Source organism: Klebsiella sp. V115_8 (assembly GCF_029967715.1).
In the GTDB taxonomy this organism is placed as follows: Bacteria; Pseudomonadota; Gammaproteobacteria; order Enterobacterales; family Enterobacteriaceae; genus Klebsiella; species Klebsiella quasipneumoniae.
Genome location: NZ_JASCAR010000001.1, coordinates 84,326 through 104,395 on the forward strand (window position 1 = coordinate 84,326; position 20,070 = coordinate 104,395).

Annotated in this window: 17 protein-coding genes, 1 other RNA gene and 1 pseudogene; 11 read left to right on the plus strand and 8 right to left on the minus strand. The window is 58.9% G+C overall.

Translation table 11 applies throughout. The features are described 5' to 3' along the window. The first annotated feature begins 145 nt into the window (after positions 1-145). From QLG03_RS00405 to QLG03_RS00420, 4 genes are read left to right on the plus strand one after another with little or no spacing between them, the layout of a single operon-like run. A complete protein-coding gene (locus tag QLG03_RS00405) occupies positions 146-1,144 on the plus strand; it encodes an ABC transporter substrate-binding protein (protein WP_048335962.1) in 999 nt (332 codons plus the stop codon). Then, positions 1,144-2,181, plus strand: a complete 1,038-nt coding sequence (locus tag QLG03_RS00410; RefSeq protein WP_023290093.1) for an iron chelate uptake ABC transporter family permease subunit — start codon at positions 1,144-1,146, stop codon at positions 2,179-2,181. Before QLG03_RS00405 ends, QLG03_RS00410 begins: the two co-directional genes overlap by 1 nt. Then, positions 2,181-2,942, plus strand: a complete 762-nt coding sequence (locus QLG03_RS00415; RefSeq protein ID WP_023290094.1) for an ABC transporter ATP-binding protein — start codon at positions 2,181-2,183, stop codon at positions 2,940-2,942. Before QLG03_RS00410 ends, QLG03_RS00415 begins: the two co-directional genes overlap by 1 nt. 11 nt (positions 2,943-2,953) lie before the next feature. Then, a complete protein-coding gene (locus tag QLG03_RS00420) occupies positions 2,954-4,186 on the plus strand; it encodes an MFS transporter (protein WP_255987845.1) in 1,233 nt (410 codons plus the stop codon). 64 nt (positions 4,187-4,250) lie between these two features. On the opposite strand, the gene QLG03_RS00425 is transcribed toward QLG03_RS00420, so the two are convergent. Together QLG03_RS00425 and QLG03_RS00430 are read right to left on the minus strand one after the other, a co-directional pair. Then, positions 4,251-5,282, minus strand: a complete 1,032-nt coding sequence (locus QLG03_RS00425; RefSeq protein WP_023290096.1) for a methionine synthase — start codon at positions 5,280-5,282, stop codon at positions 4,251-4,253. A 23-nt stretch (positions 5,283-5,305) separates the two neighbouring features. After that, positions 5,306-6,286, minus strand: a complete 981-nt coding sequence (locus QLG03_RS00430) for a DUF1852 domain-containing protein (RefSeq protein WP_032453251.1) — start codon at positions 6,284-6,286, stop codon at positions 5,306-5,308. A 598-nt stretch (positions 6,287-6,884) separates the two neighbouring features. Here QLG03_RS00430 and QLG03_RS00435 point away from each other — a divergent pair. Continuing rightward, positions 6,885-7,205 carry a hypothetical protein gene (locus tag QLG03_RS00435; protein ID WP_255987848.1) on the plus strand — a complete coding sequence of 107 codons (321 nt, stop codon included), beginning with the start codon at positions 6,885-6,887 and terminating at the stop codon, positions 7,203-7,205. A 98-nt stretch (positions 7,206-7,303) separates the two neighbouring features. Here QLG03_RS00435 and QLG03_RS00440 read toward each other — a convergent pair whose 3' ends face one another. The 3 genes from QLG03_RS00440 to QLG03_RS00450 all read right to left on the minus strand — a co-directional run bounded on the left by QLG03_RS00440 (position 7,304) and on the right by QLG03_RS00450 (position 11,219). Beyond that, positions 7,304-7,552 carry a GlsB/YeaQ/YmgE family stress response membrane protein gene (locus tag QLG03_RS00440; protein WP_004203110.1) on the minus strand — a complete coding sequence of 83 codons (249 nt, stop codon included), beginning with the start codon at positions 7,550-7,552 and terminating at the stop codon, positions 7,304-7,306. Positions 7,553-7,755: 203 nt separating this feature from the next. After that, positions 7,756-8,166, minus strand: coding sequence for a 1,4-dihydroxy-2-naphthoyl-CoA hydrolase (gene menI, locus QLG03_RS00445; RefSeq protein ID WP_023290099.1), 411 nt, complete (start codon positions 8,164-8,166; stop codon positions 7,756-7,758). After that, positions 8,163-11,219, minus strand: a complete 3,057-nt coding sequence (locus tag QLG03_RS00450) for an FAD-binding and (Fe-S)-binding domain-containing protein (protein ID WP_135718981.1) — start codon at positions 11,217-11,219, stop codon at positions 8,163-8,165. Before QLG03_RS00450 ends, menI begins: the two co-directional genes overlap by 4 nt. A 218-nt stretch (positions 11,220-11,437) precedes the next feature. Between QLG03_RS00450 and ydiK the strand changes: the two genes are divergently transcribed. Beyond that, the gene (gene ydiK, locus QLG03_RS00455; RefSeq protein ID WP_023290101.1) at positions 11,438-12,550 is read left to right on the plus strand and encodes an AI-2E family transporter YdiK; all 1,113 of its coding nucleotides are present in this window, start codon (positions 11,438-11,440) and stop codon (positions 12,548-12,550) included. Positions 12,551-12,739: 189 nt separating this feature from the next. Then, positions 12,740-12,847: antisense sRNA RprA (rprA, locus tag QLG03_RS00460), an RNA gene on the plus strand. Between the two features lie 86 nt (positions 12,848-12,933). On the opposite strand, the gene ppsA is transcribed toward rprA, so the two are convergent. After that, on the minus strand, positions 12,934-15,312 hold the full coding sequence (gene ppsA / locus QLG03_RS00465; protein WP_004203115.1) for a phosphoenolpyruvate synthase: 2,379 nt from the start codon (positions 15,310-15,312) through the stop codon (positions 12,934-12,936). Between the two features lie 75 nt (positions 15,313-15,387). On the opposite strand from ppsA, the pseudogene QLG03_RS00470 reads away from it, so the two are divergent. From QLG03_RS00470 to hemP, 4 genes and pseudogenes are all read left to right on the plus strand, one after another. Beyond that, positions 15,388-15,504 (plus strand): annotated as a pseudogene (locus tag QLG03_RS00470) (hypothetical protein); the annotation flags it as partial. A 147-nt stretch (positions 15,505-15,651) separates the two neighbouring features. Then, complete coding sequence (locus QLG03_RS00475; RefSeq protein WP_002909061.1) at positions 15,652-16,485, plus strand: pyruvate, water dikinase regulatory protein; 834 nt, start codon at positions 15,652-15,654, stop codon at positions 16,483-16,485. Between the two features lie 154 nt (positions 16,486-16,639). Further along, a complete protein-coding gene (aroH, locus tag QLG03_RS00480) occupies positions 16,640-17,686 on the plus strand; it encodes a 3-deoxy-7-phosphoheptulonate synthase AroH (RefSeq protein ID WP_032453261.1) in 1,047 nt (348 codons plus the stop codon). A gap of 154 nt (positions 17,687-17,840) precedes the next feature. Next, a complete protein-coding gene (gene hemP, locus QLG03_RS00485; RefSeq protein WP_023290103.1) occupies positions 17,841-18,020 on the plus strand; it encodes a hemin uptake protein HemP in 180 nt (59 codons plus the stop codon). Positions 18,021-18,049: 29 nt separating this feature from the next. Here hemP and selO read toward each other — a convergent pair whose 3' ends face one another. Both selO and QLG03_RS00495 read right to left on the minus strand, forming a co-directional pair. Continuing rightward, on the minus strand, positions 18,050-19,492 hold the full coding sequence (gene selO, locus QLG03_RS00490) for a protein adenylyltransferase SelO (protein ID WP_023290104.1): 1,443 nt from the start codon (positions 19,490-19,492) through the stop codon (positions 18,050-18,052). Positions 19,493-19,605: 113 nt separating this feature from the next. Further along, a complete protein-coding gene (locus QLG03_RS00495) occupies positions 19,606-20,070 on the minus strand; it encodes an NlpC/P60 family protein (protein WP_126494273.1) in 465 nt (154 codons plus the stop codon).

Sequence of the window (20,070 nt, forward strand, 5' to 3'; positions counted from 1 at the left end):
CGCGGGTAACTCCTTCCCTGCTGAAATAGTCACTCATTGACACTGTAAATACGGCATTGTATAAAACCCCGCCTCAATAATGAGTTTCATTTGCATTACTTCCATTTGCTGGTCATCCACTCGCCTGTTACAAGGATAGCGTTTAATGAAGAAGGTCCTCTGCGCGTTAGGCTTGATGTTCACCGCCGTCAGTTCCGCGCTGGCAACAACCTACCCCCTGACGATTGAAAACTGTGGCTATCAGGAGACCTTCACCCGGCCGCCGGAGCGCGTGGTCGCGCTGGGGCAAAATACGGTCGAAATCCTGCTGCTGCTTGGGCTGCAAAAGCAGGTGGTGGCCAGCGCCTTCTGGCCGACCAGGGTATTACCGCAGCTGGCTGAGCAAAACGCGAAGGTTAAAACCCTGACGGTGGAAATCCCGAGCCTGGAATCCGTACTGGCGCAAAATCCCGATTTCGTTCCCGCCCAGTTGCCGCTGCTGCTGGGGCCGGAAAGCAAAGTCGCCAAGCGTGAAGATCTCGCGACCGTCGGCGTGAACAGCTACGTGTCGCCGGGGATGTGCGCCACCAAAAAGGCTACCGGCGATATGTACGGCAGCCGGCAGAAGCTGTGGGACATGACCTGGCTGTATCAGGAAATTAGCGATTTTGCCCGCATTTTCAACGTGGAAGATCGTGGCCAGGCGCTGATCGCCGATTTCAAAAAACGTGAAGCCGACCTGCGTCAGGAGTTCGGTAAAAGCAAAAAAGATCTCTCCTTCGTCTTCTGGTTCTCCAGCGCCTCGCCGTCGGCCGATGCCTATGTCGGCGGCAAAAACAGCGCCTCCGGCTTTATCGCCAGCGTGCTGGGCGGACATAACGCCATTACCGCCGAGACAGAATGGCCCACGGTAAGCTGGGAGAGCATCATTGCCGCCAACCCTGACGTGATCGTGGTCTCAAGCCTGGATCGTAACCGCTGGGCGCTGGATAAGGCCGAGGAGAAGATCAAATTCCTCAAAAGCGATCCCGCCGTCAGCCAGCTGGAGGCAGTGAAAAAAGGCCATATCGTGGTGATGGACGGCCAGGCGATGAATCCGACCATCCGCACCCTTTACGGCGCGGAACAGGTGGGCGAACAGCTGAGAAAAATGGGGCTTAACTGATGAGCGTCGCCGTGCTTCAGACGCGCCGCAGCATGCTGCTCACCGGCTGGTGCGTCGTGGCAGTGTTCGCGCTGGCGCTGGTGATAGCGGTAGGCGTCAGCGTTGGCGAACTGCCCATCCCGCTGCACAACGTCTTTTACGCTATCAGCAATAAAACCGGCTTAACCGCGGTGCCTCTCAATCGTATCTACGAGAGCGTCATCTGGGACTTCCGCCTCAGCCGCGCCCTGGTCGCCGCCTGCTGCGGCGCCGGCCTGGCTATCTGCGGCGCCGTGCTGCAAAGCCTCCTGAAGAACGCCCTCGCGGAGCCCTACGTCCTCGGCGTCTCCGCCGGGGCCTCCACCGGCGCGGTATCAATCGTGGTGCTGGGCCTTGGCGCCGGGGCGATCTCCCTCTCCGCCGGGGCGTTTGCCGGAGCCTTCGCCGCCTTCGCCTTTGTCGCCTTTCTGACCAACGGCGCGCGCGGCGGCAATGAGCGCACCATCCTGGCGGGCGTCGCCGCCTCGCAGTTATTTAACGCTCTCACGGCCTACACCATCAGCACCTCCGCCAGCGCGCAGCAGGCGCGCGATGTGATGTTCTGGCTGCTGGGCAGCTTCAGCGGCGTCCGCTGGCCCGAATTCCAGCTGGTCCTGGTGGTGGTTCTTGCGGGCCTGGCGGTCTGCCTGTGGTATGCCCGGGCGCTGGACGCGTTCACCTTCGGCGACGATGCCGCCGCTTCGCTAGGCATTGCCGTGCCGCGCGTGCGCCTGATCCTCTTCACTACTGCGGCGGTGATCACCGCCACCATCGTCAGCATGGCCGGCTCGATCGGCTTTGTCGGCCTGGTGGTGCCCCACGTGATGCGCTTCTTCTTTGGCCCGTTGCACCGGACGTTGCTGATCGCCAGCGCGCTGGCGGGGGCGATCCTGATGGTGCTGGCGGACATTGCCTCGCGCCTGCTGATTGCCCCGCAAAGTCTGCCGGTCGGGGTGGTGACCGCTCTGGTTGGGGTGCCTTTCTTCGCCGTGATTATCTACCGCTCAAGGAATAAGTGATGAGTATTTGCGCTGAAAATATCACCTGGAAGGCAGGCAAAAAGGTCATCGTCAATACGGTCTCGCTGCGGGTGTCGCGCGGCGAAACGGTGGGACTGCTGGGGCCCAACGGCTGCGGCAAATCCTCGCTGCTGCGGGTTCTGGCGGGCCTGCGCCGCCCGGATGCGGGTCGCGTCACCCTCGACGGCCAGGACATCGCCAGGATGGCGAAAAAGCAGCTCGCCCGCCGGGTGGCGTTCGTCGAGCAACACGGCATGACCGAGGCCAATATGCGGGTGCGCGACGTCGTGCGCCTGGGGCGTATTCCGCATCACTCGCCGTTCTCAAACTGGAGCGCTCAGGATGACGAGGCGGTCACCGCCGCGCTGCAGCGGGTGGCGATGCTGGAGAAAAGCGACCAGGGATGGCTGAGCCTCTCCGGCGGCGAGCGGCAGCGGGTGCATATCGCCCGCGCCCTGGCGCAGAACCCGAGCGAGATCCTGCTGGATGAACCCACCAACCATCTGGATATTCACCATCAAATGCAGCTGATGCAGTTGATCAGCGAGCTGCCGGTGACCAGCATTGTGGCCATTCACGATCTTAATCATGCCGCGATGTTCTGCGATTCGCTGATCGTGATGCAGCAGGGGCAGATCCTCGCCAGCGGGACGCCGGAGGAGATTTTGTCCGAAGCGCTGCTGTGGGACGTTTTCCGGGTGAAAACCAAAATCGAGATCTCCCCGTACCACGGTAAAAAGCACATTCATTTCATCGTTTAGGTTTGGCGTATATGCCTCTCTTCTCCCTGCGCCCTGCGGCGACCCTCTGGCCTCCCGTTTTACTGGGAAGCCAGTTCGTTTTTAATATTGGCTTTTATGCGGTCGTCCCTTTCCTTGCCCTCTTCCTGCGCGACGAGATGCTGCTCTCCGGCGGGCTTATCGGCCTGATCCTCGGGCTGCGCACCTTCTCCCAGCAGGGCATGTTTATCATCGGCGGGACGCTGGCCGACCGCTATGGCGCTAAGGCGATCATCCTCGCCGGCTGCGTGGTTCGCGTCGCCGGCTATCTGCTGCTGGCGTGCGGCACAACGCTGGAGCCTATTATCCTCGGCGCCTGCCTGACCGGCGTCGGCGGAGCGCTGTTTTCTCCGTCGATCGAGGCCCTGCTGGCGCGGACCGGTACCCACAGCCAGGCCAACGGAAAACGCAGCCGCGCCGAGTGGTTTGCGCTGTTTGCAGTGTGCGGTGAACTGGGGGCGGTTATCGGCCCGGTGGCCGGAGGGCTGCTGAGCGGGATCGGCTTTCGACATATCGCCCTCGCCGGCGCGGGGCTATTTCTTCTGGCGCTGCTGGTGCTCTTTTTCTGTCTGCCCGCCGACGGGCAGCGGACACAAACGCGCAGCCGGGTGCCGTGGTGGACCCCTTTGCGTCAGCCGCGCTTTGTCGCGTTTATTATCGCCTACAGCTCATGGCTGTTGAGCTATAACCAGCTGTACCTCGCCCTGCCGGTGGAGATCCAACGCGCCGGCGGCCATGAGCAGGATCTGGCGCCGCTTTTTATGCTGGCCTCGCTATTGATTATTACCCTGCAGCTTCCTCTCGCCCGTTTCGCCCGACGTATTGGCGCCCTGCGCATTCTGCCGGTGGGCTTTCTGCTGCTGTCGGCTTCTTTTGTCAGCGTGGCGTTATTCGCCGCCTCGTCGCCCGCCGAAGGCTGGCTGCGATTATTGCCGTCGGCCTGCTTTGTCACGCTGCTCACCCTCGGCCAGATGCTGCTGGTGCCCTCAGCCAAGGATCTGATCCCGCTGTTCGCCGAGGAGTCGACGCTGGGCGCCCACTACGGGGCGCTCGCCACGGCGGGGGGGGGCGCGGTGTTAGCCGGGAATTTGCTGCTCGGCCATATGCTGGACCAGGCGCTCACCCCCTCGCCGCAGGCGGTCTATCCCTGGCTTCTGCTGGCGCTGTTTCCGTTGTGCAGCGCCGTGGCCCTAAGGGCGATCTGCCGCCCGCTGGCGGCAACCTGACGCTGAGCGGGCAACGGCCCGCTCAGGAAGTTAACCGGGAGAAGCGCACGGAGGCCAGCCCGCCTTATTGTGCCGCCAGCTCGCGGCGAACGATCTCGGCGCCGGCGCTTAAGGCGTGCAGTTTGCCGGTCGCAACCTGGCGCGGCAGCGGCGCCATACCGCAGTTGGTGGACGGATAGAGCTTGTCGGCATCGACGAACGCCAGCGCCTTGCGCAGGGTAGCGGCCACCTCTTCCGGGGTTTCGATAGCATGGCTGGCCACATCGATGGCTCCGACCATCACCTTTTTACCGCGGATCAGTTCCAGCAGATCCATCGGCACCCGCGAGTTGTGGCACTCGAGAGAGATAATATCGAGGGACGATTTCTGCAGCTGTGGGAAGGCCTCCTCATACTGACGCCACTCAGAGCCCAACGTTTTTTTCCAGTCGGTATTGGCCTTGATGCCGTAGCCGTAGCAGATATGCACCGCCGTCTCGCACTTCAGCCCTTCGGTGGCTCGTTCCAGCGCGGCGATCCCCCAGTCGTTCACCTCATCGAAGAAGACGTTGAAGGCCGGCTCATCGAACTGAATAATATCGACCCCGGCGGCCTCTAACTCTTTCGCTTCCTGATTGAGGATTTTGGCGAACTCCCAGGCCAGCTTTTCCCGGCTTTTATAGTGATTGTCATACAGCGTGTCGATCATGGTCATTGGGCCCGGCAGCGCCCATTTAATCGGCTGACTGGTGAGCTGACGCAGATAGCGCGCGTCCTCAACGAAGACCGGTTTCTGGCGCTCCACGGCGCCCACCACGGTTGGAACACTGGCCTCATAGCGGTTACGAATTTTCACGATCTCGCGTTTGGCAAAATCAACGCCGCTGAGGTGCTCAATAAAGGTGGTGACAAAGTGCTGCCGCGTTTGCTCGCCGTCGCTGACAATATCGATCCCGGCCCGCAGCTGGTCGTCGAGGGACAAACGCAGGGCGTCGCGCTTGCCGGCCAGTAATTCTTCGCTGGACAGTTTCCAGGGCGACCACAGGGTCTCTGGCTGCGCCAGCCAGGAAGGTTTCGGTAAACTGCCGGCGGTCGATGTCGGAAGCCATGTTTTCATAATCAGTAGCCTTTTATTTTGGTTTAGCAAAGCGCGAAGTTAGCAGACCATTGCTCAAGCAACGTCTTGTGCGGGTTGATAAAATGTTGTTGTGTAAATTTACCCTGCTCTATCGCCAACAGGCTGCGCTCTTCCCGGTCATAAACAATTTTGGTGACGGAATGATCCAGGTGATTGAGATTGGGCTGATAGTATTGCCCCGCCGCAGAATTCGCGTTGTAGATCTCCGGTCGGTATATTTTCTGAAACGTCTCCATCGTGCTGATGGTCGCGATCAGCTCCAGGCTGGTGTAATCGCTGAGCAGATCGCCGGAAAAATAGAAGGCCAACGGCGCGACGCTATGTTTTGGCATAAAATAGCGCACCTGCAGCCCCATTTTGCTGAAATAGCGCTCGGTCAGCGAGACGCCTTCCTGGGCATATTCAATGCCGAGGACCGGATGTTCGTTGCCAGTGCGACGGTAAACATCTTTGCTGGATACGCTCAGGCAAATCACCGGCGCCTTGCTGAAGCTGGTCTTATAGGCGCTGGATTGCACGAAATCCTTAAAGATATTGCCGTGCAGCTCGCCAAAGTTTTCGGGCACGCTGAAGCGGTTCTGGTCTTTATTATGCTCCAGCAGCAGCACGCTAAAATCATAATCCCGCACATACGAAGAGAAGTTATTGCCGACGATACCGGCATGGCGCTCACCGGTTTTTTTATCGACAATATGCGTTTGCAGGATCTCTATCACCGGAAAACTGGCGGCATCCTGAGCAATATTCATCTCGACAGAAATAATATCCAGTTCCACCGCATAGCGATCGTTGTAGGGATTATCCCAGTGCGCCAGGGTATTAAACCGGTTATTCATCATGATTAACGTATTGCGCAGATTGTCCTGACGGCTCTCCCCTCTGGCCAAATTGGCAAAGTTGGTGGTAATACGCGTATTTTCCGCAGGGTTATAATTTTCATCAAACCGGCTGCGCTTAATCGTATAGGTAAATTCGTTATTCATGGCGATTGTCCATCCTGGTGTCGGGCATAAAGCGGAATAAGCGGAGTATTTTCCACAGGCGACGCAGAGTCAGACCTGGCGCGCTTCAACCGGTAAATGTTGTTGATTCGTTAATGGGTCTATTTTTGCCAGAGTCGGTGATGGAGGGAAAGCGACTTAAATTCATTGCAACATGAGCTATCCTCATGTTGCTCCGCTAAGCGCCAGGTGTACTCGAGGTATCGTCATGATGCCATGGTCAGGGGCGGCAGTTCAGGCCACGTCAGGCTAATAAACGTTTGTGGTGTGAATGTATGCCAGGGTACAATCTTTAACCACTATAATACGTGCTTTAACATAGCCGTCGTACCCGTTTAGCTGGAGCTTTTGTCGTACAGAATGATTGTTGATATCAGTATTATGTCGATGTGCATGGCCGTGCTGCTGATTATGAGCGTACTGCTGAATTAAGAGGCTCCCGAACACAATGACACCCGCTCTCATCTGACCTTCACATTCGCGAGGAATAAAGGAGATTCAGAGGATTCGCGCCGCACGGGATTGTCCCGCCTGCCGCCGCCCTCTACTCTTTTGGTACTTGTTAATCGAGGAATACCAGATGAAAAAAGCTCTCCTTGCCCTGTTCGCTATCGCCACCGTGGCCGCCGCCAGCGCGTTTGCCGCCGATAAAACCGACGCCCCGACGCCCGTTGTCGACAACGGCGGTCGTCCTCCGCTGGAGATGGGTCATGGCCCCCAACCGCCTTTCCCACCACCGTTTCCGCCGCACAAGCCGGTGCTGTTTTCAGCAACGGTCGCGACCGATACGCCGGCGGAAACCATTAACAAACTGACCGCCCTGATCCCCACCGGTCAGGCGAAGCACTACGAAGTTCACGTTGAGGTGGTGCCGGTTGCGGAGGATGCCGACGGGAAATAGCCCTGGCGTGGGCGCTCTGCCTGAGTCCTGCGATAATAAAAAAGCTGCCGCTTATCGCGGCAGCTTTTGTTAGCTTGAATAAAACAGAATGCTGAAAATTAGCTGCGCACTTTACGGTAGATAAACAGCACGACCAGCGCACCGATTACCGCCACCACGAAGCTGCCGAAATTAAACCCGTCGACTTTGCCAAAACCAAAGAAGGTACTGATCCAGCCGCCGACCACGGCGCCGATGATCCCCAGAATAATGGTTACAATAAACCCGCCGCCGTCTTTCCCCGGCATAATCCACTTGGCTAAAATACCGGCAATAAGTCCAAAAATGATCCAGGAAAGAATACCCATGGTTAACCGTCCTCTTGTTACCTTTAAGCATTTCGTATTGAAAAGAGTAGCATATATAACGAGATTGGATCGGTAATAATCTATTTATTAGATAATTTCTTGCCGCCGCGCGGTAGCGCTGCTGGCCTCATGTTTCGCGCTGGCGGCCCCGCCCCCGCTTATTCCCCTGAAAAAAGGGAGGCTATTCGCCTCCCGGTCATGACTTATATTACCGCGGTGGTTAGCCGCGATGAACAGCATAATCGCGACTGTTCGTCGAAGATTTCAATTTGCCAGACCTGGTGGCGAGTCCCGACGTGCAGCGCTTTGCACACGCCCCGCACCCGGCCCCCGCGCGCCGAACGAATGTGGTTGGCGTTAACCTCCAGCCCCACCACCTTCTGTTCGCCTTCGCTGCACAGATAACCCGCCACCGACCCCAGCGTCTCCGCCAGCACCACCGACGCCCCGCCGTGCAGCAGGCCAAACGGCTGCTGTGTGCGGCCATCCACCGGCATGGTGGCCTCCAGCGTATCGTCGGTAAAGGTCTCAAAACGAATATCCAACAGCCCTACCATGTTTCCCTCACCGAGCCGGTTGAGCTGCTCCAGCGTGGCCTGACGTTTCCAAATCATCCGATTATCTCCAGTAACGCCTGCAGCGGGTGGCGAACGCCGCTGCCTTCAATGCGCTTCACCTGGCTGCGGCAGGAGTAGCCCGTCACCAGACAGCGGTTACGCGGCAGCCGCTGTATCGCCTGCTGCCAGGAGAGCGCGTAAATGGCCAGCGAGTTGGCATGGTTTTTCACTTCATGACCATAGGTGCCTGCCATCCCGCAGCACCCGACGCTGACGTTTTCCAGCTTCGCGCCGAAGTGGGCAAAAATCTCTGCCCACTGCTTCGTCGCCGCCGGCAGCGCGGTCACTTCCGTACAGTGACCGAACAGGTACCAGGGCTCGCCGCCCGGATCGGGACGGGCGTCGGCGGTCAGGACCTTCGGCAACCACTCATGGACTAACAGCACCTGAAAATCGCCGCGCTTGTCGCCAAGCGTTTGCTTGTATTCATCGCGGTAGCAGAGCACCAGCGCCGGATCGACGCCGACCAGCGGCATACCCAGCTGCGCCACGCGGTTAAGGAAGTCTGCCGTTTTCTGCGCGGTGCGCGCGAAGCGGGTCAGGAATCCTTTAATATGCTGCGCCTTGCCGTTCGGCGAGAACGGCAGCAGCACCGGCTGATAGCCTAAGGCCTCAACCAGACGGATAAAGTCAGCCACCACCTGGGCGTCGTAATAGCTGGTAAAGGGATCCTGTACCACCAGCACCATCTTCGCTTTCTGCTCGGCGCTCAGCGCTTCGAGCTGCTCAAGGGTCATGTTGGCGGAGCGGTGGCCGGCCATCTGCTGCTTCAGCGACGGCGCCGAGAGCAGCGGCAGATCGACCATCCCGATATGCTTCTCCGACAGCTTTTTCAGCCACGGCTGGTTCATGAAGAAGTTAAAAGTCTTCGGCGCCTGGGCCATCAGCGGCGCATAGGACTCCACCGACGCCACCAGATGATCGCGCACCGGCCGCAGATAGCGGCTGTGGTACAGCTGCAGGAAGCGTGAGCGGAACTCCGGGACATCGATTTTGATCGGGCACTGGGTCGAACAGGCTTTGCAGGCCAGACAGCCGGACATCGCCTCTTTGACCTCGTGCGAGAAATCATATTCCCCTTTGCGCGCATGCCAGCTGTTGCGCGTGCGCGCCACCAGCGAGCGCAGGCTAACGCCCTGCTCCGGCAGCGCCTTCTCCAGCTGATTGGGGTCGACGCCGCGATCCGCCAGCAGACGCAGCCATTCGCGGACCAGCGTCGCCCGCCCTTTCGGCGAGTGAATGCGCTGGTTGCTCACCTTCATCGACGGGCACATCGGGCTTTTTACGTCAAAGTTGAAGCACAGCCCGTTGCCATTACACTCCATCGCCCCGCGCCAGGCGCTGCGCACCGCGATAGGGATCTGCCGATCCCAGGTGCCGCGCTTCACCGCGTCGACTTTCATCATCGGCGCGTCGATCCCTTCCGGCGGACAAATTTTCCCCGGGTTCAGTCGGTTATCCGGATCGAAGACCGCTTTGATCTTCCGCAGCTCGCCGTACAGCGCCTCGCCAAAGAATGCCGGGCTGTACTCGGCGCGGAAGCCTTTGCCATGTTCCCCCCACAGCAGACCGCCATACTTCGCCGTCAGCGCTACCACATCGTCGGAGATCTGCTTCATCAGCACCTCCTGCTGCGGATCGCACATGTCCAGCGCCGGGCGCACGTGCAGCACACCGGCGTCGACGTGGCCAAACATGCCGTAGCTCAGGCCGTGGCTGTCGAGCAGCGCGCGGAACTCGACGATATAATCCGCCAGGTGTTCGGGCGGGACGCAGGTATCCTCGGCAAAGGGGATCGGCTTGGCGGCGCCTTTGGCATTGCCCAACAGGCCTACCGCCTTCTTGCGCATGGCGTAGATGCGCTCCACGCCATCAAGATCGTGACAGACCTGCCAGCCGATGACCCCCGCCTCGCTGCGAGCCATCAGCTCGTCCAGACGCTGGCACAGGGTGGTGACCTGCTGGTCAATCAGCGCCGCGTCATCCCCGGCGAATTCGACGATATTGAGCCCGAGCATCTCTTTATCCGGTACGTCGGTGATCAGTTCGTTCACCGAGTGCCAGACGATATCCTCGCGCGCCAGATTGAGAACTTTAGAGTCGACGGTCTCCACCGACAGGGCCTTGGCCTCCACCATAAAGGGCGCATTTCGCAGCGCAGAGTCAAAGGAGTCATATTTGACGTTGACCAGCCGCCGTACCTTCGGCAGGCGGGTAATATCCAGCCGCGCTTCGGTGATAAACGCCAACGTCCCTTCCGAACCGGTTAAAATACGCGTCAGGTCGAACTCGCTCATCTCATCGTTAAAGACGTGGCGCAGATCGTATCCGGTGAGGAAGCGGTTGAGTTTGGGAAACTTATCAATGATTAGCTCGCGCTGCGCCTTGCAGCGCTGGTAGACCGTGTTGTAAATCCGCCCTATCGTCGAGGGCGTATTGCCAAGCGTCTCCGCCAGCGCCACCGGCACCGCCTGGGTATCGAGGATATCCCCGCCCATCAGCACCGCCCGCAGGCCAAGCACGTGATCCGACGTTTTACCATACACCAGCGATCCCTGTCCGGAGGCGTCGGTGTTTATCATCCCGCCCAGGGTGGCGCGGTTGCTGGTGGAGAGCTCAGGCGCAAAGAAGTAACCATAGGGTTTAAGAAACTGGTTCAGCTGATCTTTGATGACTCCGGCTTCGACGCGCACCCAACCCTCTTCGGGGTTGATTTCAATAATGCGGTTCATATAGCGGGACATATCGACGATAATTCCGCCGTTCAGCGCCTGGCCGTTGGTGCCGGTGCCGCCGCCGCGCGGGGTGAAGATCAGCGATTTAAAGCGTGGTTCGGCGGCGACCCGCGCCAGTAACGCTACGTCTGCCGTGGAACGTGGAAACAGGACCGCATCCGGCAACAGCTGATAGACGCTGTTGTCGGTGGCCATCGTCAGCCTGTCGGCATAGCTGGTGGCGGTATCGCCGGTAAAACCCTGTTGCTCCAGTACCTGCAAAAAATTCAGCACCAGTTGAACTACCCCTGGCGCCTGAGAAATTTGTGGGATCATCACACTTGACCCTGCCTGACTATGTTGTGTTTGAAAATATTGTGTTGGTGCTAACTAAACGTTTGCGTAGCGCATTCAACTTTTTATCACATTTTTTTCATATGCGCCCACGTGTTTTCTGTGCAAAATCAGCCCAGCAAAATTATTGATATTATTATCAGTACATGGATTTATGCGGCGCCAGCTTTTTGGCGCGACTGGAAAGGTAAAAATTCTCTATGATTAACCCCCATCAGCCTCGGGACATACCGCAAATACTGCTGTCGGTGCTGTTCCTGGCCTTGATTATCATATCCTGCCTGTGGGTTGTGCAGCCGTTTATTCTGTCCTTCGCCTGGGCCGGCACCGTGGTGATCGCCACCTGGCCGGTGCTGCTGCGTCTGCAGCGCGTGCTGTTCGGCAAACGGATGCTGGCGGTGCTGGCGATGACCCTGCTGCTGTTTTTGCTATTCGTGATTCCTATCGCTCTGCTGGTCAACAGCCTAGTGGATAACAGCGTTCCGCTGATCAAACTCATCAGCAGCGGAAATGTGACGCTGCCGGATTTCGCCTGGCTCAACAGCGTGCCGCTGGTCGGCGATAAGCTCTACGCCGCCTGGCATGGCCTGCTGGATATGGGCGGCTCGGCGATTATGGCCAAGGTTCGCCCCTACATTGGCACCACCACCAGTTGGTTTGTCGGTCAGGCGGCGCACATCGGCAAGCTGCTGGTCTACTGCGGCCTGATGCTGTTATTCAGCGCGCTGCTTTACTGGCGCGGCGAGCAGGTAGCCTACGGTTTTCGCTATTTCGCCACGCGCCTGGCGGCTAAACGCGGTGACGCCGCCGTGCTGCTGGCCGGCCAGGCCGTGCGCGCCGTGGCGCTGGGCGTGGTGGTGACGGCCCTCACTCAGGCGGTGCTGGGCGGGATCGGCCTTGCCATCTCCGGCGTGCCCTACGCCGCCCTGCTGACCGTGGTGATGATCTTTACCTGTCTGGTCCAGCTCGGGCCTTTGCTGGTTCTGGTGCCGTCGATTATCTGGCTTTACTGGAGCGGGGACACCACCTGGGGCACCGTGCTGCTGGTGTGGAGCTGCGTGGTCGGCACCATGGACAACGTTATCCGTCCGGTGCTTATCCGTATGGGCGCCGACCTGCCGATGATCCTCATTCTTACCGGCGTCATTGGCGGCCTGATCGCCTTCGGCATGATCGGCCTGTTTATCGGTCCGGTGCTGCTGGCCGTCTCCTGGCGCCTGTATGACGCCTGGGTGCACGAAGTGCCGCCGCCGCCGAAAGACCCCGATGTCGTGCTCGAAGAGCTCAGCGAGCTGGAGGCCGGGCGCAAGTAATGCCCTGTCAGGCGGGGGGACCCGCCTGTCTCCCCCCAGGACAATTGTTAAGCAAAATTAATTGATCGCCGGCAAAACGCCAGCCTTGTATGCCCCGCACCCGCTTTTACCCTCCCGGTCCTTCACAACAATTTAACTATTGAGAGGAATCTGATCGACGGCAAAGGCCCCGCTGCCTACTATTAGCTCACGGTTATAAATCAACACCTTGATTTATAAGCATGGAAATCCCCTGAGTGAAACAACGAATTGCTGTGTGTAGTCTTTGCCCATCTCCCACGATGGGCTTTTTTTTGTCCTGCGCATCGCGACGCCGGGCGGCCTGACACCGACAAAAAAAATCCCCGGCATCGCTGCCGGGGATCTGTACTGTCAGGGCGAACTTATTTATTCAGTTCCGCCAGACCTAACCAGGTTTGCACCACGGTATCCGGGTTGAGGGACAGGCTATCAATCCCCTCCTCCATCAGCCAGGCGGCGAAATCTTCATGGTCAGACGGCCCCTGGCCGCAGATGCCGACGTATTTACCCTGCTGCTTCGCCGCGCGGATCGCCATCGACAGCAGCGCTTTCACCGCGTCGTTGCGTTCATCAAACAGCTCAGAGACCACGCCGGAGTCGCGGTCCAGACCGAGCGCCAGCTGGGTCATGTCATTCGAGCCGATGGAGAAGCCGTCGAAGTACTCGAGGAACTGCTCGGCCAGCAACGCGTTCGACGGGATCTCGCACATCATGATGATCTTCAGCCCGTTCTCGCCGCGCTTCAGCCCCTGACGCTCCAGCTCTTCGACCACCGCTTTCGCCTGGGCGACGGTACGGACGAACGGCACCATCACTTCGACGTTGGTCAGCCCCATGTCGTTACGCACGCGCTTCATCGCTTCACATTCCAGCGCGAAGCAGTCGCGGAAGCTTTCGGAAACGTAGCGTCCGGCGCCGCGGAAGCCGAGCATTGGGTTCTCTTCTTCCGGCTCATAGCGCTCGCCGCCCACCAGGTTGGCGTATTCGTTCGACTTGAAGTCAGAGAGGCGTACAATCACCCGTTTCGGATAGAAAGCGGCGCCAAGGGTGGCGATCCCTTCGGTCAGGCGGCCAACGTAGAACTCTCTCGGCGAATCGTAGCCTTTCATCAGCTCGCGGATTTCGTTCTGCAGACCCGGCTCCTGGTCGTCAAACTCCAGCAGCGCGCGCGGGTGAACGCCAATCATGCGGTTGATGATAAATTCCAGCCGCGCCAGACCCACGCCTTCGTTCGGCAGGCAGGCGAAGTCGAAGGCGCGATCCGGGTTGCCGACGTTCATCATCACCTTCAGCGGCAGATCCGGCATGTCGCCGACGCTGGAGCTCTTGACGCTGAAGTCCAGCAGCTCGGCGTAGACATAGCCGGTGTCGCCTTCGGCGCAGGAGACGGTCACGTTCTGGTTTTCCTGAATGCGATCGGTGGCATCGCCGCAGCCGACCACCGCCGGAATACCCAGCTCACGAGCGATGATCGCCGCGTGGCAGGTACGTCCGCCGCGGTTGGTGACGATCGCCGAGGCTTTCTTCATGATCGGTTCCCAGTCCGGGTCGGTCATATCGGTAACCAGCACATCGCCTGGCTCAATGCGGTTCATCTCGCTGATATCGTGGATCACCTTCACCGGACCGGCGCCAATGCGGTGGCCGATGGCGCGCCCTTCGGCGATGATCTGCCCCTGAGCGTGGAGGGTATAACGCTCCATCACCTGGCCGCGGGAACGCACGGTTTCCGGACGCGCCTGGACGATAAACAGCTTACCGGTGTGGCCATCTTTCGCCCACTCGATATCCATCGGACGGCCGTAGTGCTTCTCGATCTGCACCGCCTGCTTCGCGAGCTCCTGCACCTCCTCGTTGGTTAACGAGAAGATATCGCGCTGCGCCTGCGGCACATCTTCGATACGCACCTGCTTGCCGTGCTCTTGAGTCGGCGCGTAAACCATGCGGATCTTTTTCGACCCCATGGTGCGGCGCACGATCGCCGGGCGGCCAGCGGCCAGCGTCGGTTTGTGGACGTAGAATTCGTCCGGGTTCACCGCGCCCTGCACCACCATCTCGCCCAAACCCCACGCCGAGGTGATAAACACCACCTGGTCAAAGCCGGATTCGGTATCGATGGAGAACATGACGCCGGAGGAGGCTAGATCGGAGCGGACCATCCTCTGCACCCCGGCGGAGAGCGCCACGCCGCGGTGATCGTAACCCTGATGCACGCGATAGGAGATCGCGCGATCGTTAAACAGTGAAGCAAACACGTGCTTCACGGCAACGAGCACGGCGTCAAAGCCCTGCACGTTGAGGAATGTCTCTTGCTGCCCGGCGAAGGAGGCGTCCGGCATATCTTCCGCGGTGGCGGAAGAGCGCACGGCGAATGAGGCCTCGGCGTCATCGGCGGACAGCAGGTCATAAGCATCGCGAATCGCGTTTTCCAGTTCGCTCTGGAAGGGGGTATCGATGATCCACTGTCGGATCTGCGCGCCCGCTTTCGCTAATGCGGAAACGTCGTCAATGTCGGTTTCATCCAGCAGCGCATAAATGCGCTGGTTAACACCGCTTTGGTCCAGGAACTGATTGAAAGCATCAGCGGTGGTGGCAAACCCGTTAGGTACGGACACACCCATACCGGACAGATTCGTAATCATTTCACCAAGGGAGGCATTTTTGCCCCCAACTCTGTCTACATCATTCATGCCGAGTTGGTTATACCAAAGCACCAGCGGTGACGAGCCATTGTTGGACATCGAGACAATCCTTTTGTGATTTAATACCAGTGAAAAAAATTTCACGATCGACTGCAAGATTATCCTGACATATTTATGGTGCTGAAAAAAACGGTGAATCGTTCAAGCAAATTATTTTTTCTTTTTTCGGACTGTTCCCCCGATATAGATAACTCAATGATTTTTAGGAATTATGACAAAAAACGCTGGAAATTACGGCAAAAAAAAGAAAATGAACCACCCTTTTCATAAAAAACAAAAATAGCGTTTCAATTTTAAGAAGAGACAAATCAAACAGGGATATGCTTAAATTTAATATCCGCTTTCAGGCAATTAAACTCATTATACCGGATGGTCAAAATGGAAAGTGCTGTAGATCGCCACGTATTTTATATTTCTGACGGTACCGCCATTACGGCGGAGGTGCTGGGGCATGCCGTCATGTCGCAATTCCCGGTCGCCATCAGCAGCGTGACCCTGCCGTTTGTGGAAAATATCAGCCGCGCGCGGGCGGTGAAAGAGCAGATCGACGCCATTTATCAGCAAACGGGCATCCGCCCGCTGGTGTTCTATTCCATCGTTATTCCGGAGATCCGCGATATCATTCTGCAAAGCGAGGGCTTTTGTCAGGATATCGTTCAGGCGCTGGTGGCCCCGCTGCAGCAGGAGCTCAACCTCGACCCGACGCCAGTGGCCCACCGCACCCACGGCCTGAACCCCGGGAACCTGATCAAATACGATGCGCGCATCGCCGCCATCGATTACACCCTCGCCCATGACGATGGCATCTCGCTGCGCAACCTTGACCAGGCGCAGGTGATCCTCCTCGGCGTGTCGCGCTGCGGCAAGACGCCCACCAGTCTGTACCTCGCTATGCAGTACGGCATTCGCGCCGCCAACTATCCGTTTATCGCCGACGATATGGACAATCTGGTTCTGCCGGCGTCGCTGAAACCCCTGCAGCATAAGATGTTCGGCCTGACCATCAATCCGGAGCGTCTGGCGGCGATCCGCGAGGAGCGCCGGGAGAACAGCCGCTACGCTTCGCTGCGCCAGTGTCGGATGGAAGTGACCGAAGTGGAGGCGCTGTATCGCAAGAATAAAATTCCCTGCCTGAACAGCACCAACTATTCCGTTGAGGAAATAGCGACAAAAATCATGGACATCATGGGGCTGAATCGCAGGATGTACTAATAAACTAGTACATTATTAAAAATTTGTTTATGCTATCACCCGTGGCCTATACAGGATCATGCCCTGCTCTTGCAATAAGCAGGGATTGGTTTATCGTGATGCGCATCACTTCCCGGCATTTTCGCTGGCGAAGAAACAGATTTTTGAGACCCCAATGAATAAAACAGACGAATTGCGTACCGCGCGCATTGAAAGCCTGGTAACGCCCGCGGAGCTGGCCCAGCGCCATCCCGTCACCGCCGACGTGGCCGCCCACGTCTCGGCCTCCCGTCGCCGCATTGAAAAAATCCTCAACGGCGAAGACCGCCGCCTGCTGGTGATTATCGGCCCCTGCTCCATTCACGACACCGACGCGGCGATGGAGTATGCCCGCCGCCTGCAGACCATGCGCGAGCGCTACCAGCCGCAGCTGGAGATCGTGATGCGCACCTACTTTGAAAAACCCCGTACCGTGGTGGGCTGGAAAGGCTTAATCTCCGACCCGGACCTCAACGGCAGCTATCGGGTCAACCACGGTATTGAACTGGCACGGCGCCTGCTGCTGCAGGTTAATGAGCTGGGGGTGCCGACGGCCACCGAGTTTCTCGATATGGTGACCGGTCAGTTTATCGCCGATCTCATCAGCTGGGGAGCCATCGGGGCGCGCACCACGGAAAGCCAGATCCACCGTGAAATGGCCTCGGCGCTCTCCTGCCCGGTCGGGTTTAAAAACGGTACCGACGGCAATACGCGCATCGCCGTAGACGCCATCCGCGCCTCCCGCGCCAGCCATATGTTCCTCTCTCCGGACAAGCAGGGGCAGATGACGATTTACCAGACCAGCGGCAACCCGTACGGGCATATCATTATGCGCGGCGGCAAACGGCCGAACTATCACGCCGAGGATATCGCCGCCGCCGGCGAAGCGCTGCGTGAATTCAATCTGCCGGAGCAGCTGGTGGTCGACTTCAGCCATGGCAACTGCCAGAAGCAGCATCGCCGTCAGCTGGAGGTGTGCGCCGATATCTGTCAGCAAATTCGCGCGGGCTCTACCGCCATCGCCGGCATTATGGCGGAGAGCTTCCTGCAGGAAGGGACCCAGAAAGTGGTTCCCGGCCAGCCGCTGGCCTGGGGCCAGTCGATCACCGATCCCTGCCTGAGCTGGGAAGACAGCGAACGTTTATTGAGCGAACTGGCGGCCGCCACGGCCACCCGTCTGTGACCGCTCCGCCCGCCGCGCCTGCGGTGGGCGATCCCCTTTGACATTCCCCTACCAAATTCGGTAACACGATAAATAACGCTTGCCGTCAAAAACAACATTATTGATAATGATTATCATTGTTGCTTTGATTTTTATTTTGAGAGCTATGACGCGTATGGATAACACTGCCACAGCTGAAAAACCAAAAGACAATGCCCCCTATCCCGTGGCGACGGACAGACAGATCAGCAGTCGGGTTCTGTTAGGCAGCGAAGGACGGGTAGTCATTGAGCATGGCGGCCAGCGCTATCTGTTGCGCCAGACCCACGCCGGGAAGTTGATCCTGACCAAATAATCGCCCCGCAGCGCGCGGGGCGAGGCGAGTTAGCTCGAGCAGCTGACTTCCAGACGTTTACCCCAGTCCGGCGGCCGGCGGACGTAGTCGTCCTCGCGATCGGTGAAGGGATCGGCCAGCGCGGCATGCAGACGTTCCAGCTCCCCCATATCGCCAGCCTCAGCCTGCTCGATCGCCCGCTGCGCCAGCCAGTTACGTAACACCAGCGCCGGGTTGACGCCCTGCATCCGCTGCTGGCGCTGGGCATCCTCCACCTGTTCATCACGAAGCCGCGCGCGATAGCTGGCGAACCAGCTGTCGAATGCCGCACGGTCGATAAACTCGTCGCGCAGCGGCGTGGCCGCGCTGAGCTGTTCGCTGTGGCTCAGCAGGCGGAACGTTCGGGTATAGTCGCTTCTCTCGCGGATCATCAGGGCAAACAGACCGTCGAGCAGATCGTTATCCCCTTTCTGCTGAGTGAACAGGCCAAGTTTGTCGCGCATCCGCTGGCCATAGGCGGTCAGCAAGGCGTGCTGATATTCATCCAGCGCCGCGTTCAGCGCTTCGGCGCTGATAAACGGCGACAGCGACTGGGCCAGACGCTGCAGATTCCACAGCCCCACCGCCGGCTGGTTTTCAAAACTGTAGCGCCCCTGGTAATCGGAGTGGTTGCAGATAAAGTCCGGCTGAAAATCGTCAAGGAAGCCATACGGCCCGTAGTCGATGGTCAAACCGAGAATTGACATGTTGTCGGTATTCATCACCCCATGGGCAAAGCCCACGGTTTGCCAGCTGGCAATGGTCTGCGCGGTACGCGTGACAACGTCACGGAACCATAACAGGTACTTGTCCGCTTCATCCTGCAGCTGCGGCCAGTGGTGACGAATGACATAATCGGCCAGCTGCTGAACCTTCTGCGGCTCGCGACGATAGTAAAAATGTTCGAAATGACCAAAGCGGACATGGCTCTCGGCCACCCGCATCAGCATCGCGCCAGGCTCCACGCGCTCGCGGTAGACCGGGGTATCGCTGGTGACCATCGCCAGGGCGCGCGTCGTCGGGATCCCCAGGGCGTGCATCGCCTCCGACGCCAGGCTTTCCCGGATCGTCGAGCGCAGCACGGCGCGGCCGTCCCCCATCCGTGAATAGGGGGTCAGGCCGGCGCCTTTCAGATGCCAGTCGTAACGGCGGCCATCCGCCAGCTGCTGCTCACCGAGCAGGATCCCGCGTCCGTCGCCCAGTTGGCCGGCCCAGGCGCCAAACTGATGGCCACTGTAAACCTGCGCCAGCGGCGACATGCCCGGGAGCAGCGCTTCACCGCCCCAGACGCCGGCCCCGCTTTCCGGCGCAAACAACGCGTCAGGGACGCCCAGCTGTTGCGCCAGCGGAGCGTTGCGCCAGATGAGTCGGGCGTTATCGAGCGGCGTCGGTGACAGGGAAGTGTAAAAGTCCGGCAGTTCATCCCGCCAGTGGGTGGTAAAAGAAAGGGTCATGGTTCCTCCTCTCTCCAGTGTAGTGCCTGGAACAGCGGATTAACACGGGCGGAGTGCAGGGTTATCGGCATAAAAAAGGGAAGCGCTCGCTTCCCTCCGGCCGCTGAATGACGTCAGATACGCCGCGCCTGCCAGAATTTTTTGTTCCAGTAGATGTTATCCAGCGAGGAACGGGTGACGCCCTGACTGGTGGAGGCATGAATAAACTGGTTATCGGTATCGTAGATGCCGACGTGCAGGCCGCTTTCGCCTGAGCCGGTTTTGAAGAACACCAGATCGCCGGGCAGCAGATCGCGCTTATCAATACGGGTGCCGATTTCCGCCTGCTCGCGGGTTTCGCGCGGCAGCTGGAGGGCAAATTTATCGCGAAACGTGCGCACCACAAAGCCGGAGCAGTCGACGCCGCGCGGCGTCATGCCGCCGTAGCGATACGGTGCGCCGCGCCAGCTGCGCAGCTGCTCGTTCAGATTCGCCACCACCGTAATGGAGTCAGCCAGCCGAGGATTCGGCGGCGGTGCCCGATGGCTGCTGCAGCCGGCTAAAATTAACGCCGCCGCCAACATGAACCAGAAGCGCAT